Origin of the sequence: Scytonema hofmannii PCC 7110 (assembly GCF_000346485.2) — a bacterium.
In the GTDB taxonomy this organism is placed as follows: domain Bacteria; phylum Cyanobacteriota; class Cyanobacteriia; order Cyanobacteriales; family Nostocaceae; genus Scytonema; species Scytonema hofmannii.
On the sequence record NZ_KQ976354.1, the window covers coordinates 3,739,845 to 3,757,116 of the forward strand.

Genomic DNA, 17,272 nt, shown 5'->3' on the forward strand with positions numbered 1-17,272 from the left:
CTACCCCCTACCCCCTATCCCCTATTTTCAAAACCGGAGATTTGGCACGTTACTTGCCAGATGGTAGTATAGAATACCTGGGACGCATCGACAATCAAGTGAAAATCCGGGGATTCCGCATTGAGTTGGGAGAAATTGAAGCGGTGCTGAGCCAACACGAGCACGTGCAAGCCTGTTGTGCGCTCGCACGCGTTGATAGTCCTGGGGATAAACGCCTGGTCGCCTACGTCGTACCGCACCCACAAGCAACACCAACAAGTAGCAAACTGCGGCAATTCCTGAAAACCAAGCTACCAGAGTACATGGTACCCAGTGCGATTATGTTCTTGGAGTCCCTACCCCTGACTCCTAACGGCAAAGTAGACCGTCGCGCCCTACCAGTCCCAGAATCACGTGCAGGAATAGAAGTCTCTTTCATAGCACCCCGCACTCCAGTGGAAGCCAAATTAGCACAAATTTGGTCGCAAGTGCTGAGAGTCGATGTAGGTATACACGATAATTTCTTTAGCTTGGGAGGAGATTCTATTATCAGCATTCAAATCATCGCCAAAGCAAAACAAGCGGGAATAGAACTGACTCTCAAACAACTGTTTGCCAATCCAACCATAGCGGAATTAGCGACTGTTGTAGATACAACAACATCACTTTCCATCGAACAAAGACTAGTTACAGGAACATTGCCATTAACACCCATTCAACAGTGGTTTTTTGAACAGCAATTCCCACAACCGCACCACTTTAATCAATCATTTTTATTCACAGTTCCATCCAATATTAATATCGAGTTTTTAGAGCAAGTTTGGAAAGAATTACTCAAACATCATGATGCTCTGCGCTTGCGATTTACACAGACACAGTCGAATTGGCAAGCCATTCATGCAGAACCGAGCGATCGCCAGATCGTATCCAGTTTTGACTTAAGGACATTAACACACAGCGAGCAAACAACTGCTATTGAAAATACCGCTAATGCCTTACAAGCGAGTTTGGATTTATCAGAAAATCTGGTGCAAGTGGCACTATTCCAACTAGGAATTAACCAACAAGCACGATTACTGATTGTAATTCATCACTTAGTAGTAGATGGTGTATCCTGGCGGATTTTATTAGAAGATTTGCAAACAGGATACGCGCAACTGATTGCAGGTCAAAGCATTCAACTGCCAAACAAAACTACCGCCTTCAAAGATTGGGCGCAACAACTGAGAGAATACGCTGTGAGCGATCGCCTCACATCAGAACTGAATTATTGGTTAAGTGCATCCTCTTCCGAAGTCGCTTCCATCCCAGTAGACCGTGCAAATGGAGAAAACACAGTTGCATCAGCTCATATAATATCGGTGTCATTAAACTCTGCTGAAACTCAGTCCCTGTTGCAAGAAGTCCCAAAAGCTTATAACACTCAAATTAACGATGTGTTGTTAACAGCTTTAGTTTTAGTTTTAAACAGATGGACTGACTCAAAATCGGTGTTATTCAATTTAGAAGGACATGGGCGAGAAGAAATTCTTGATGGTGTTGATTTATCACGCACCGTAGGTTGGTTTACAACGATGTTCCCAGTGGTTTTAAAACTCTCAGCAATAGAATTAAACAATCTCGAGCGGGCATTAAAATCGGTCAAGGAACAATTACGAGCCATTCCCAATAAAGGCATAGGCTACGGCTTATTGCGTTATTTGAATCAAGACGCCGAAATTCACTCCCAACTTGCCACAATTCCTACTCCAGAGATTAGCTTCAATTATCTGGGTCAATTTACGCAAGTTGTGAATACAGAGTCTTTGACATCGCCAGCAAGCGAGTCGAGCGGACAAAGTCAAAGTTTACAAGGTCAGCGTGCAAATCTGCTAGACATTAACGCCATTATTACAGACGAACAGCTACAAATACATTGGACATACAGCAGCAATATCCACGAGCAAGCAACAATTGAGTCTATTGCTCAAGAATTTGTCTGCAAGTTGCAAGATATTATTGCTCATTGTTTAGAGCCAGAAAATACTGGTTTTACACCAACAGATTTCCCATTGCTCGAATTTAATCAGTCAGAATTGGATCGGATCTTAGGAAATTTATGAAACTAGAACTTAGTAAAAATAATCGACAAAATATTGAGGATATGTATCCCCTATCGCCGATGCAAGAGGGGATGCTGTTTGAAAGTTTGTATACTCCTAATTCCGGAGTCTATTTTGAGCAGATAATTTGTAAGTTCACAGGAAACCTGAATGTTAAAGCCTTTGAACGAGCTTGGCAAATGGTGGTAGCACGTCATTCTGTTTTCCGCACGGCTTTTATTTGGGAGTCTTTGAACAAGCCAATTCAAGTCGTGTATCGACAGGTTCAAGTCACTGTTAACACCATTGACTGGCGCAAGTTAACAAAAGTGGAGCAGCAAGCGCAATTAGAGACTTTTCTTTCTTCTGAACAACAGCAGGGCTTGCAACTTTCTCAAGCACCATTGATGCGCTTACACTTGCTGCATTTGGATGAATTAACTTATCAGTTTGTTTGGTGTTTTCATCATATTTTACTTGATGGCTGGTCGTTACCGTTGGTGTTTCAAGATTTATTTGAGTATTATCAAGCCATCGCTGATGGTGTAAATGTAGCGTTACAGCCAACAAGAAGCTATCGTAACTACATTGCTTGGTTACAACAACAAGACCTCAATTCAGCTAAAGAATTTTGGCGACAAAAACTCCAAGGTTTTAGCGCTCCCACGCCACTCACTGTCGATAAACCATTATCAAACAGAGAGCATTCTCGTTATGGCGATCGACAAATACACTTAACTCCAAGTACAACTTCACAAGCGGTAGATTTTGTCAAGCAGCATCAATTGACAATGAATAATTTGGTGCAGGCAACTTGGGGATTGCTGTTATCTCGTTACAGCCAAGAAACCGATGTGGTGTTTGGTGCGACGGTGTCCGGTCGTCCCCCCGGATTGCTTGGTGTCGAATCGATGGTGGGGTTATTTATCAATACGGTACCAGTCCGCTTGCAAATTTCCCCAGAAACGAGTTTGCTAGATTTGTTAAAAGATTTACAAGCACAACAGGTAGAATCAACACAATTTTCCTATTGCTCGTTGGTAGAAATTCAGGGTTTGAGTGATGTTCCCAGAGGCACGTCTTTATTTGAGAGCATTGTCGTGTTTGAGAATTATCCGGTGGATACTGATGCTCTACAAGACAGTAGCGGTTTGACGGTTGAGAATTTTCCAGGAATTGAACACACGAATTATCCCCTGACAATTATAGCTGTCCTTGATGAGCAATTGTTGCTCAAGGTGAGCTACGATACAACTCGATTTGAGCTAGAGACGATTGAGCGGATGCTGGGTCATTTTGTGACACTCCTTGAGGCAATTGTAGCAAATCCACAGCAAAGAATTTCTCAATTGCCATTGCTAACAGCATCCGAGCAACACCAGTTATTAGTGGAGTGGAATGAGACATCTGTAGACTATCCCCACGATAAGTGCATTCATCAGTTATTTGAGGAGCAGGTGGCGCGTACCCCGGATGCAGTCGCGGTGGTGTATGAAAATCAACGACTGACATATGGTGAATTGAACTGTCGTGCAAACCAGTTAGCACACTACTTGCAATCTTTGGGAGTGGGAGCGAACGTGCTGGTGGGTATTTGTGTGGAGCGAGCCTCCGTAGGAGGAGCTTCGCTAACGCTCTTAATGGTAGTAGGACTGTTGGGTATTCTCAAGGCGGGGGGGGCTTATGTACCACTCGATCCAGAGTATCCCAGCGAGCGTTTAGCTGCGATGGCAGAAGATGCTCAGATATCAGTGCTGTTGACGACAGAGAAATTAGCCACTCGTATCCCTTATCGAGGACGTGTCATTTGCTACGAACGCGATTTCGCAGAACTCACACTCCAAAGCCAGGAGAACCTTACACCGGAAGTCAGAGCCGATGGTCTGGCTTATGTCATCTACACTTCAGGTTCTACGGGAAAACCCAAAGGAGTAAGCGTGACTCACCAAGGGGTGAATCGTTTGGTGATGAACACAAATTACATTCACATCGAACCACTCGATGTGATCGCACAAGCCTCAAATTACGCCTTTGACGCGGCGACTTTTGAGATTTGGGGAGCGTTACTTCACGGAGCGCGGCTCATAGGTGTGAGCAAAGAGGTGGCGCTGTCGCCTTCATATTTCGCCGCCTTAATTCGAGAGCAAGGCATCAGCGTGTTATTCTTGACAACAGCTTTGTTCAATCAAATTGCCCAAGTCGCACCTTCGGCGTTCAATTCACTGCGGTATCTTCTGTTCGGAGGAGAGGCTGTCGATCCGAAATGGGTGCAAGAGGTGCTGAAACACGGTAGACCGCAACGACTGCTGCACGTATATGGACCAACAGAGAATACAACATTTACGTCCTGGTACTTAGTGCAGGATGTGCCCAAAGACGCAACAACGATTCCCATTGGGAGACCGATCGCCAACACGCTGCTTTACATTTTAGACAAGTCCCTGCAACCAGTACCTATAGGAGTGCCAGGAGAATTGCACATTGGCGGTGAGGGATTGGCAAGAGGCTATCTCAACCGTCCCGAATTGACACAAGAGAAATTCATCCCCAACCCCTTTAGAAAAAGCAGGGGCGTAGGGGCGCAGGGGTGCAGGGTCCTCAAGGAAGACCAATCCTGTTCTGAACGCCTTTACAAAACAGGTGACTTAGCACGTTATTTACCAGATGGTAATATAGAATACCTAGGGCGAATTGACAATCAGGTAAAAATTCGGGGCTTCCGCATTGAGTTGGGTGAAATCGAGGCAGTCCTGAGCCAACACGAGCACGTGCAAGTCTGTTGTGCGATCGCACGCGTTGACACACCAGGAGACAAGCGCTTAGTCGCATATATTGTACCGCACCCACAGCAGATACCCACAGTCAGCGTTTTGCGTAGCTTTCTCACCAAAAAGTTACCAGAATACATGGTACCAAGTGCAATAGTCATTTTGGAGTCCCTTCCGCTCACTCCCAATGGTAAAGTAGACCGTCGCGCCTTAAAAGCACCAGAGCCAAGTCGCGAACTATCCGACAAATTTGTTGCACCTCGCACCCCGATAGAAGAAATGCTGGCACTTCATTGGGCACAAGTACTGAAAGTAGAGCTTGTCGGCAGAAATGATAACTTCTTTGAGATGGGAGGACACTCCTTACTGGCAACGCAACTGGTTTCGCGCATCCGCAAGATTTTCCAAGTAGAACTGCCCTTGCGGAGCATATTTGCCAGACCAACATTAGCCGAATTGGCGCAAGAGATACAGCAGTTACAGCAACAGGACGTAGAACTTGCTGACTCGCCCATCTTACCAAGAGCAGAAAATGCAGAATTACCACTGTCATTTGCACAACAGCGGTTGTGGTTTTTGGATCGGTTAGAACCTCTAAGTGCCTCATACAATATTCCAGCAGCTTTGCGCTTGCAAGGAACTCTGTGTGTTGCTGCTTTAGAAAAAAGCTTAGTTGAAATTATTCATCGCCATGAAGCATTACGTACCAATTTCATCACAGTCGATGGCAAAGCAACTCAGTTAATTCATACAAACCCAAATTGGAAAGTATCAGTTGTTGACTTGAAGCACTTACCTTCGAGCGAACAAGAAATAGCTGCTAAGCAACTAGCGCGACTTCACGCAATTGAACCTTTTGACTTAACAACTGAAGCTTTAATCAGAGCAACATTAGTTGTGCTGTCTCAAACAGAACACGTGTTATTGGTGTGTATGCACCACGTTGTCTCGGATGGCTGGTCAATAGGTGTGTTTGTGGCGGAATTCACAACACTGTACAACGCTTATTGTGAAGGTAAGCCTTCACCCTTGTTGCCACTGCCAATTCAGTACGCGGATTTTGCCATTTGGCAACGACAATGGTTGCAAGGAGATGTACTACAAAGCCAATTGAATTACTGGCTTCAACAACTGACTGATGCACCGACATTCCTGCCATTACCCACAGACAGACCCAGAGGTGCGGTGCAAACCTTCAATGGGGCATATCTTGAGTTTGCACTTTCGGTGGAACTGACTCAAAAACTGACACTTCTGAGCCAGGAACAAGGATGTACTCTCTTTATGACCTTGTTAGCGGCATTTAATACATTACTCTACCGCTACACGGGACAAGCAGACATTTTGGTAGGGTCGCCCATCGCCAACCGCCATCGCAGTGAAATCGAATCTTTAATTGGCTTTTTTGTTAACACATTAGTTTTCCGTACAGATCTCTCAGGCAATCCCAGCTTTAACGAGTTACTCTTACGGATTCGGTCGATGGCATTATCGGCGTATGCACACCAAGATTTACCGTTTGAAATGCTTGTGGAAGCATTACAGCCAGAAAGAGACCTGAGCCATACACCATTGTTCCAGGTGATGTTCGTTCTTCAAAATGCGCCCACATCAGTTGTCGAGTTAACTGGGTTAACGGTGAGTTCATTGCCCATAGAAACCACCACAGCAAAGTTTGACCTTACCTTATCCATGGAGAATACGCCCACAGGACTCGTGGGAGCATGGGAGTACAACACGGACTTGTTCGATCGCCTCACCATTGAGCGGATAGCAAAGCATTTTATGACACTGCTAGAAGCTATTGTGACAAATCCCGGCGAGCGGATTTCGCAATTGCCATTGTTAACAGAATCTGAACAACAGCAATTATTGGTGGAGTGGAATGATACACTGCAAGACTATCCCCAAGATAAGTGTATCCATCAATTATTTGAGGAGCAAGTAGTGCGTACACCCAATGCAGTCGCAGTAGTGTATGAAAATCAACAACTGACTTACAACGAGTTGAACTGTCGTGCCAATCAGTTGGCGCACTACTTGCGGTCTAGTGGAGTGAGAGCAGGTGTGCTGGTGGGCATTTGTATGGAGCGCTCTGTGTCCATGGTGGTGGGGTTGTTGGGTATTCTCAAAGCTGGTGGTGTCTATGTGCCACTAGACCCAGAATATCCCACTCAGCGTTTGGTAGCGATCGTCGAATCCGCTCAAGTTTCCGTGCTGTTGACCGCAGACACATTCGCCACCGCTCTCCCCCAACAGCAAGCGCGTGTCATTTGTTACAATACCGCTTCCCCAGAACTTGCCTGCCAAAGCGAGGAAAACCCAACACCACAAGCCAGTGCTGATGCTCTGGCTTATGTCATCTACACGAGCGGTTCCACAGGACAACCCAAAGGTGTCAGCGTCACTCACCAAGGGGTAACTCGTTTGGTGATGAACACAAATTACATTCACATCGAAGCGTCTGACGCGATCGCACAAGCCTCAAATTACGCCTTCGATGCTGCTACTTTTGAAATTTGGGGAGCGCTACTTCATGGGGCGCGACTGTTTGGGGTGAGCAAAGAGTTGGCGCTCTCACCAATAAATTTTGCCGCCAGTATTCGCGAGCAAGGGATAACGGTGTTATTCTTGACAACTGCTTTGTTCAATCAAATTGCCCAAGCAGTACCCAACGCTTTCAATCCACTGCGCTATCTTTTGTTTGGCGGCGAGGCTGTCGAGCCAAAATGGGTGCAACAAGTGCTGAAAAATGGCGCACCGCAACGACTGCTGCACGTTTACGGACCGACAGAGAATACAACGTTTAGTTCCTGGTACTGGGTGCAAGATGTCCCCAAAGACGCCACAACCATTCCTATTGGGCGACCGATTGCCAACACACAAATCTACATTTTAGACGAATACCTCCAACCAGTACCTGTGGGTGTACCGGGAGAACTGCATATTGGCGGTGCGGGATTGGCAACAGGCTACCTCAACCGCTCAGAATTGACAGCAGAGAAATTCATCACCAACCCATTTAACAATCCAAAATCCCAAATCCCAAATCCCAAATTATACAAGACGGGAGACCTAGCACGTTACTTAAGCGATGGTAATATAGAATACCTAGGACGCATTGACAATCAAGTAAAAATTCGAGGCTTCCGTATTGAGTTGGGGGAAATTGAGGCAGTTTTGAGTCAGAACGAGCACGTGCGCTCGTCTTGTGTCATCGCACGCGTTGATACTCCTGGAGATAAACGCCTGGTTGCCTACATCGTACCGCAAAAACAGGTAATACCAACAAGTAGCGAATTGCGGCAATTCTTGAAAGCTAAGCTACCAGAGTACATGGTACCAAGTGCGTTTGTTATCTTGGAGTTCTTACCCCTGACAAACAATGGTAAAGTAGACCGTCGCGCCCTACCAGTCCCAGAATCACGCACGGGAATAGAAAACACTTTCGTCGCACCCCGCACCCCAATTGAAGAAAAACTCGCATCCATTTGGGCGCAAGTACTGAGAGTCGAGCCAGTGGGGATTCACGATAACTTCTTTGAACTCGGAGGAGATTCCATCCTCAGCATTCAAATTATTGCCAAAGCAAAACTGGCTGGAATAGAACTCAGCCTCAAACAACTGTTTGCCAATCAAACGATTGCTGAATTAGCGACAGTCGCTCTCACAACAAAAGCACTGTTCATAGAACAAGAATTAGTCACAGGAGTATCACCTTTAACACCCATTCAACAATGGTTTTTTGAGCAGCAATTGCCACAGATGCATCATTTTAATCAATCATTTTTGCTCACAGTTCCCACTGATATTAAGATCGAGTTCTTAGAGGTAGTGTGGAAGGAATTACTCAAACATCACGATGCTCTGCGCTTGCAATTTACACAAACAGAATCGAATTGGTTGGCGATTCACGCCGAGAATTGCGATCGCAATGTCGTGTCCTGTTTTGACTTCTCAACATTGTCAGACAGCGAGCAACAAAAAGCGATGGAAAGCACCGCCAATTCGTTACAAGCGAGTTTGAATTTATCAGAAAATTTGGTGCAAGTGGCATTATTCCGTCTGGGGGTTGACAAAGGAGCGAGATTACTCATCATCATTCATCACTTAGTGGTAGACGGGGTGTCCTGGCGGATTTTGTTAGAAGATTTGGTCACCGGATACCGTCAACTGTGTGAAGGCAAAGCCATTCAACTTCCAGCCAAAACCACTTCTTTCAAAGATTGGGCGCAACACCTCAGAGAATACGCCCAATCTCATCGCCTCACATCAGAACTGGATTATTGGTTGAGTGTATCCAATAGCGCCTCCCCTCCCCTCCCAGTAGACCATGCTGATGGCATGAACACAGTGGCATCTGCTAGTACCATATCGGTGTCATTAAATGTCGCTCAAACGCGATCGCTGCTGCAAGATGTGCCGAAAGCGTATAAAACTCAAATTAACGATGTCTTGTTAACGGCATTATTGTTGGTTGTGAGTCGATGGACTCACTCAAAGTCAGTGTTGCTCAACTTAGAAGGACATGGGCGAGAAGATATTATTGAAGGTGTGGATTTATCACGCACCGTCGGTTGGTTTACGACGATATTCCCAGTGGTGTTAAAACTTTCAGATCCAGAGAATCTGGGCCAGGTTTTAAAATCAGTCAAAGAACAATTACGGGCGATTCCAAACAAAGGTATTGGCTACGGTTTATTGCGCTATCTCAATCAAGAAATCGTTCAAAGTGCTCAACTTGCCACAGTGTCAAAGGCTCAGATTAGTTTCAATTATCTCGGTCAATTTACTCAAGTTCTCAATACCGAGTCTCTGATATCGCCTGCAACTGAATCAAGCGGACAATTCCAAAGCTTACAAGGTCAGCGCTCAACTTCTTTAGACATTAACGCCATCATTGCAGACCAACAGCTACAAATACATTGGACATACAGCCGCAATCTCCACGAGCACGCAACCATCGAACATCTAGCCTCAGAATTTGTCTGTGAGTTGCAAAATCTCATTGCTCATTGTTTAGAACCGGACAATGTCGGTTACACACCCACAGATTTCCCACTGATCCAACTCAACCAGTCAGAACTGGATCTTGTGTTGGCAAAACTTGCATTCAAAACGGAATCTGGTAGAGTCAATCAACAGAATCTGGAGGATATTTATCCGTTATCACCAATGCAAGCGGGAATGCTGTTTGAAAGTTTGTACGCTCCAGACACAGGTGTCTATTTTGAGCAGATAACTTGCACCTTTGCAGGAAACCTCAACGTCCGAGCTTTTGAGCAAGCTTGGCAGATGCTAGTAGCACGGCATTCTATCTTCCGCACGGCTTTTGAGTGGGAGTCTTTAAGTACTCCCGTGCAAGTTGTGTATCGACAACTGGATGTGAATGTTAATACTCTAGACTGGCGAGGGCTAACGAAAACTGAGCAGCAAGCACAACTAGAGACTTTTCTGTTGGATGAGCAAAAACAGGGTTTCCAACTCCATCAAGCGCCATTGATGCGTTTACATCTGCTGCAATTGGATGAGAGCATTTATCAATTTGTTTGGTGTCATCATCATATCTTGCTGGATGGCTGGTCGTTACCGTTGGTGTTTCAAGACTTGTTTGCGTTTTATCAAGCCATTTGTGATGGAGGAAGTGTATCATTACCACAAACTGTCAATTACCGCAACTATATTGCTTGGTTAGAGCAACAAGATTTAGATGCCGCCAAAGAATTTTGGCGACAAAAACTCTTAGGTTTTAGTGCTCCCACACCGTTGAGAGTGGATAAACCACTGTCAAACACGCAACAGCATTCTGGCTATAGCGAACAACAGATTCAATTAACGGTAAGTGCAACAGAAAAAGCAGTGTCTTTTGTCAAACAGCATCAGTTGACACTGAATAATTTGGTGCAGGTGAGTTGGGGATTGCTCCTATCTCGCTACAGTGGTGAAACTGATGTCGTCTTTGGTGCCACCGTGTCTGGTCGTCCCCCCGCACTCTTGGGTGTGGAGTCGATGGTGGGGATATTTATCAATACAGTGCCCGTGCGTTTGCAAATCTTCCCCCAGACAGATCTGCTAGATTTGTTAAAAGATTTACAAACCCAACACGTAGATTCAGGGCAATTTTCCTACTGCTCGTTGGTTGAGATTCAAGGTCTAAGTGACATTCCTAGGGGTAAATCGTTATTTGACAGTATTGTCGTATTTGAGAATTATCCGGTAGACGCTGGTACTCTACAAGACAATGGCGGTTTAACGCTCTCTAATTTTCGGGGAATTGAACACACGAATTATCCCCTAACGGTTGTTGCAGGGCTTGGCGAGCAATTGTGGCTGAAGGTGAGCTATGATACCAATCGATTTGACCGAGAGACGATTAACCGAATGCTGGGTCATTTTGTCACCCTGCTAGAAGCGATTGTTGCCAATCCACAACAACCGATTGAGCAATTGCCGTTGTTGACAGCATCTGAGCAACAGCAGTTATTACTGGAGTGGAATGATACACAAGTAGACTATCCCGTTGATAAGTGTATCCATCAGTTGTTTGAGGAGCAAGTGGCGCGGAACCCGAATGCCGTGGCAGTTGTGTTTGAAGACCAACAACTCACTTATGGTGAGTTGAACTCTCATGCCAATCAGTTGGCACATTACTTGCGTTCAGCGAAGCTGTCGCGTAGCGATTCGCTTGGTGTGGGAGCTAACGTACTTGTAGGCATTTGTGTGGAGCGTTCCTTGTCCATGGTGGTGGGACTGTTGGCGATTCTCAAAGCGGGCGGTGCTTATGTGCCACTTGACCCAGAATATCCCACTGAACGCCTGAATTTCGTGTTAGAAGATGCCCAAGTTTCCGTGCTGTTGACCCAACAACATCTGGTGGCTAAATTCGCATCGCTTCCGGCACGAGTTGTGTGTTTAGATACTCAGTGGCACGTGGTGTCTCAGTTCTCTCGGGAGAATCCGGCTACGGTTGTAAGCGCAACTGATTTGGCTTATGCCATCTACACCAGTGGTTCCACAGGAACACCTAAAGGAGTGCCCATCGCCTACGAAGGATTGTTAAATTTAGTGTTCTGGCATCAGCGAACTTTTGAAATTGCTTCGTCCGATAGAGCCACCCAACTGGCTGGAACAGGATTTGATGCGGCGGTGTGGGAAATCTGGCCTTACCTAAGTGCAGGTGCAAGCCTCTACTTAGTCAAATCCGAACTCGTCACCGAGCCTGAGAATCTGCAACAGTGGTTGACCGACAACCAGATTACCATCGCTTTTGTGCCCACACCAGTGGCTATTGAGTTATTGTCTTTAGAATGGACAACCCAAGGTTTAGCATTGCGTTACCTGCTCACAGGCGGGGATAAGCTGCATCAGTATCCATCCCCCTCAGTACCGTTCTCAGTTGTGAATAATTATGGGCCAACCGAGAATACGGTGGTTACCACTTCTGGGCTGGTCGTTGCACGCGAACAGTCACAGATCTCACCTCCTATTGGGCGACCAATTGCCAACACACAAGTCTACATATTAGATAAGCATCTGCAACCAGTACCAATTGGTGTACCGGGAGAACTGCATATTAGTGGCGCTTCTTTGGCAAAGGGCTACCTCAACCGCCCGGAATTAACAGCAGAAAAATTTATTCCCAACCCCTTTAGAAAAAGCAGGGGAGCAGGGGATCTGGGGAGCAGGGTCCTCAAGGAAGACCAATCCTGTTCTGAACGCCTTTACAAAACAGGTGACTTAGCCCGCTTCTTAAGCGATGGCAACATAGAATACATCGGACGCATCGACAATCAAGTGAAAATTCGGGGTTTCCGCATCGAATTGGGCGAAATCGAGGCAGTACTGAGTCAACACGAACACGTGCAAGCCAATTGTGTCACTGTAAGCGAAGATAGGAATGGGGATAAATGCCTGGTGGCCTACACCGTACCGCAAAAACAGGCAACACCTACAATTAGCCAACTGCGGCAATTCTTGAAAGCTAAGCTACCAGAGTACATGGTGCCAAATGCTTTTGTGTTCCTCGAAGCCCTACCCCTGACCCCCAATGGGAAAGTAGCTCGTCGTGCTTTACCCACACCAGATAAACACAGCAAACTCCAACCGAAGTATGTCGCGCCACGCACTCCCGTTGAAGAAATGCTGGCACAACTTTGGGCACAAGTACTGAAAATAGAGCTTATCGGTATCTATGATAACTTCTTTGAACTGGGAGGACACTCACTACTGGCAACGCAACTTATCTCTCGCATCCGCAGCGTTTTCAAAGTAGAACTCCCCTTACGAAGCTTGTTTGTCACACCAACAGTATCCGAATTAGCGCTATCAATTCAACAGAAAAAGCAAGAAAAGGTAGAACTCACTAACACGCCCATCTTACCAAGGTCAGAGAGCGCAGAACTCCCACTTTCATTTGCACAACAGAGGTTGTGGTTTTTAGATCGGTTGGAGCCTCTGAGTTCTTCATACAATATGTCTGTAGCTTTTCTCCTAGTAGGAAATCTCCGTATTCCTGCTTTAGAAAAAAGCTTCATTGAAATTATTCATCGCCACGAAGCATTACGTACCAATTTCATCACAGTCGATGGACAAGCAACTCAGCTGATTCACACAGATTTAAATTGGACAGTCTCAGTGGTTGACTTGCAGCATTTATCTCCTAGCGAACAAGAAATAGCGTCACGGCAATTAGCCCAACAACAAGCGCTCGAACCTTTTGACTTGTCAAATGCCACCTTACTGAGAGCAAAATTAGTCGTGCTGTCTCAAACAGAACACGTGTTATTGGTGTGCATGCACCACATTGTCTGTGATGGCTGGTCAATGGGTGTGTTTGTTGAGGAACTGGCAGCGTTGTACAACGCTTACGTTCAAGATCAACCCTTACCGTTAGCACCACTGCCGATTCAGTACGCAGATTTTGCTATTTGGCAACGACAATGGTTACAAGGAGATGTACTACAAAGCCAATTGAATTACTGGCTTCAACAACTGGAGAATGCACCAACATTCTTGCCATTACCCACAGACCGACCCAGAGGCGCGGTGCAAACCTTTGCGGGAGCATATCAAAAGTTTGCACTTTCGCTGGAACTGACTCAAAAACTGACACGCCTGAGTCAGGAGCAAGGATGTACTCTCTTTATGACCTTGTTAGCGGCATTTGATACATTACTCTACCGCTACACGGGTGTGGCGGACATTTTAGTGGGGTCGCCTATTGCCAATCGCCATCGCAGTGAAATCGAAGGATTGATTGGCTTTTTTGTCAACACATTAGTTTTGCGTGCCGATCTCTCAGGCAATCCCGGCTTTAATGAATTACTGAGTCGCATTCGGTCGATGGCGTTGTCGGCGTATGCATATCAAGATTTACCGTTTGAAATGCTTGTGGAAGCATTGCAGCCAGAAAGAGACTTGAGCCATACACCATTGTTCCAAGTGATGTTCGTCCTTCAGAATGCACCCACATCAGTTGTCGAGTTAACTGGGTTAACGGTGAATTCATTGCCCGTAGAAATTGCTACAACCAAGTTCGATCTGACTTTATCGATGGAGAATACGCCCACAGGACTTGTGGGGGGGTGGGAGTACAACACTGATTTGTTTGACAGCAGCACTATTGAGCGGATGATAGGGCATTTTGTGACACTGCTAGAAGCAATTGTGGCAAATCCTACTGAGCGGATTGACCAACTGCCACTGCTGACGCCAACGGAGCAACAGCAGTTATTAGTTGAGTGGAATGATACACGGGTAGACTACCCCATTGATAAGTGTATTCATCAGTTATTTGAGGAGCAAGTAGCACGCACCCCAGATGCTGTGGCAATCGTGTTTGAAGACCAACAACTGACTTACGATGAGTTGAATTCTCGTGCCAACCAATTGGCGCATTACTTGCAATCGCTCGGAGTGAAACCGGATGTGCTTGTAGGCATTTGCGTGGAACGTTCTCTGTCCATGGTGGTAGGAATGTTGGGCATTCTTAAAGCAGGTGGTGCTTATGTACCACTCGATCCCGCTTATCCCCAAGAGCGTTTGGGCTTTATGCTCTATGATGCTGGAGTTTCAGTGCTGGTGACCCAACAGCATCTTGTTGAACAATTACCCGAGCATAATGCACAAGTTGTTTGCTTAGATACTCACTGGCAGCTAATTTCTCTGTTGAATCAGAAAAATTCCATCTCTGGTGTGCAAGTTAGTAACCTGGCTTATGTGATTTACACGAGCGGTTCAACCGGTCAGCCCAAAGGTGTGCAAATTTCACACAACTCTGTGGGCAATTTCTTATATGCTATGCAGCAGCGACCGGGAATTACAAAACAAGACATACTCCTTGGGATCACTACTATTGCTTTTGATATTGCCGCTTTAGAAATTTTCTTGCCGATAACTGTAGGTGCTCGTTTGGTTATAGCCCGTCGTGAGGTAACCTTTGATGGAAGACAGTTATTAGACCTGCTAGTTAAGTCTCAAGCAACGCTCGTGCAAGCCACTCCAGCTACGTGGAGATTACTTTTAAAAGCCAACTACCAATCCAGCCATCTAAAAATACTTTGCGGGGGTGAAGCTTTACCTTGGGAGTTAGCCCATCAATTGTGTACTAGGAGCGCTTCCTTATGGAATCTTTATGGACCTACAGAGACTACTATTTGGTCATCAGTGTATCAAGTCGAATCCAAGGAGAACTTGATTTCTATCGGTCGTGCGATCGCTAATACCCAGTTTTATGTATTAGACCAAAACTTACAACCAGTACCTGTGGGTATACCAGGAGAACTGCACATTGGGGGCGCTGGGTTGGCACGAGGTTACCTCAACCGCCCCGACTTAACACAACAGAAATTCATTCCCAACCCCTTTAGAAGAAGCAGGGGAGCAGGGAAGCAGGGGAGCAGGGGAGTCAAGGAAGACCAATCCTGTTCTGAACGCCTTTACAAAACAGGGGATTTAGTACGTTATCGACCAGATGGCAACATAGAATACCTAGGACGCATGGACAATCAGGTGAAAATCCGGGGCTTCCGCATCGAATTGGGTGAAATCGAGGCGCTACTGAGTCAACACCACCACGTGCAAGCCAATTGTGTCATTGTCCGCGAAGATACCCCAGGCGATCTTCGCCTCGTCGCTTACATCGTACCCCACACCGACCACGCCCCCACTCCTCACTCTCTACGTAGCTTCCTCAAACAAAAGCTACCAGATTACATGGTTCCGAATGCGATCGTTATCCTCGAGTCCCTACCTCTGACCAACAACGGCAAAGTTGACCGTCGCGCTCTCAAAGCCCCCGTTCATTCCAGTGGTTCCGACACATTCGTTTCTCCCCGCAACACTGTAGAACTCCAACTCGTCCAAATCTGGTCTCAAATTCTTCAGGTTGACAATGTAGGGGTTAAAGATAACTTTTTTGACCTTGGGGGTCATTCCCTCTTGGCTGTCCACTTAATGACTCAGATGAAACAGCAGTTTGGTAAAGACATCCCCTTAGCCATGCTCTTCCAACATCCCACAATTGAAGACTTGGCAGTTGTCGTACAAAAAGATACCGATACTTCCCCTTGGTCTCCCTTAGTCGCCATTCAGCCAACTGGCTCCAATCCACCTTTGTTCTGTGTTCCTGGCGCGGGGGGCTTTCCGTTCTATTTGTATAATTTAGCTCGTTGTCTTGGGCCTGACCAACCGTTCTACAGTTTCCAAGCCCAAAGTCGGGATGGCGAATTAGCGAAGATTGGCACAGTCGAAGAGATCGCCTGTGACTACATTCAAGCAATGCAAGCTGTACAGCCCCAAGGTCCTTATTTTTTGGGCGGACACTCTTTCGGCGGTAAAGTTGTGTTGGAAATGGCAAAGCAGTTACTGCTTCAGGGACAGGTGGTGACTTTAGTTGCCATTTTTGATACTACAGCACCCATCGTCTACGGAGAACCACAAGAATCTGATGATGCTACGTGGCTGATTAACATTGCCAAAAGTTTACAAATGGCGTTCGCAAAAAATTTGGAGATGGATGCTGAGCCTTTGCGTTCTCTAGCTACTCCCGAACAACTGAAATATGTCCTGGAGTACCTTCATCTGCTTGAGGTTGTGCCTCCCAATGCCGATACTACATATTTGAAGCATTTGTTGCAAGCTTACAAGGCTAACAATACCACTGTGTATTTACCACAACAGGTTAATCCCGTTCCAATTACTCTATTTCGTGCCAGCGAGTCTAGTATAGAGGAGCAAACTGCGTTAGAGTCTAAGTTTTCACAGGATTTATCCTGGGGGTGGAGCGAGTTTTCTAACGAACCAGTGGATATCCATTTTGTCCCTGGTAACCATATCAGTATGATGACTCAACCCCACGTTCAGGTTTTAGCTGAACGATTGAACGCTTGCATCAAGAAGCGTAAAACACCGAACGCCGTAGATTAGCTTTGGCACAAGCACCTC

2 protein-coding genes are annotated in these 17,272 nt (G+C 46.0%); both read left to right on the forward strand.

All coding sequences use genetic code 11. The features are described 5' to 3' along the window. Positions 1-2,081, forward strand: a 2,081-nt coding sequence (locus WA1_RS58695) for a condensation domain-containing protein (RefSeq protein ID WP_272819147.1), incomplete at its 5' end; no start/stop codon positions are given. A gap of 41 nt (positions 2,082-2,122) precedes the next feature. Beyond that, positions 2,123-17,254, forward strand: coding sequence for a non-ribosomal peptide synthetase (locus WA1_RS15510; protein ID WP_419183617.1), 15,132 nt, complete (start codon positions 2,123-2,125; stop codon positions 17,252-17,254). The last annotated feature ends 18 nt before the right edge of the window (positions 17,255-17,272 follow it).

Bases quoted from the DNA above. Each gene is read 5' to 3' on its own strand.
- WA1_RS15510 (WP_419183617.1), top strand. From the start codon at position 2,123: ATGTATCCCCTATCGCCGATGCAAGAGGGGATGCTGTTTGAAAGTTTG.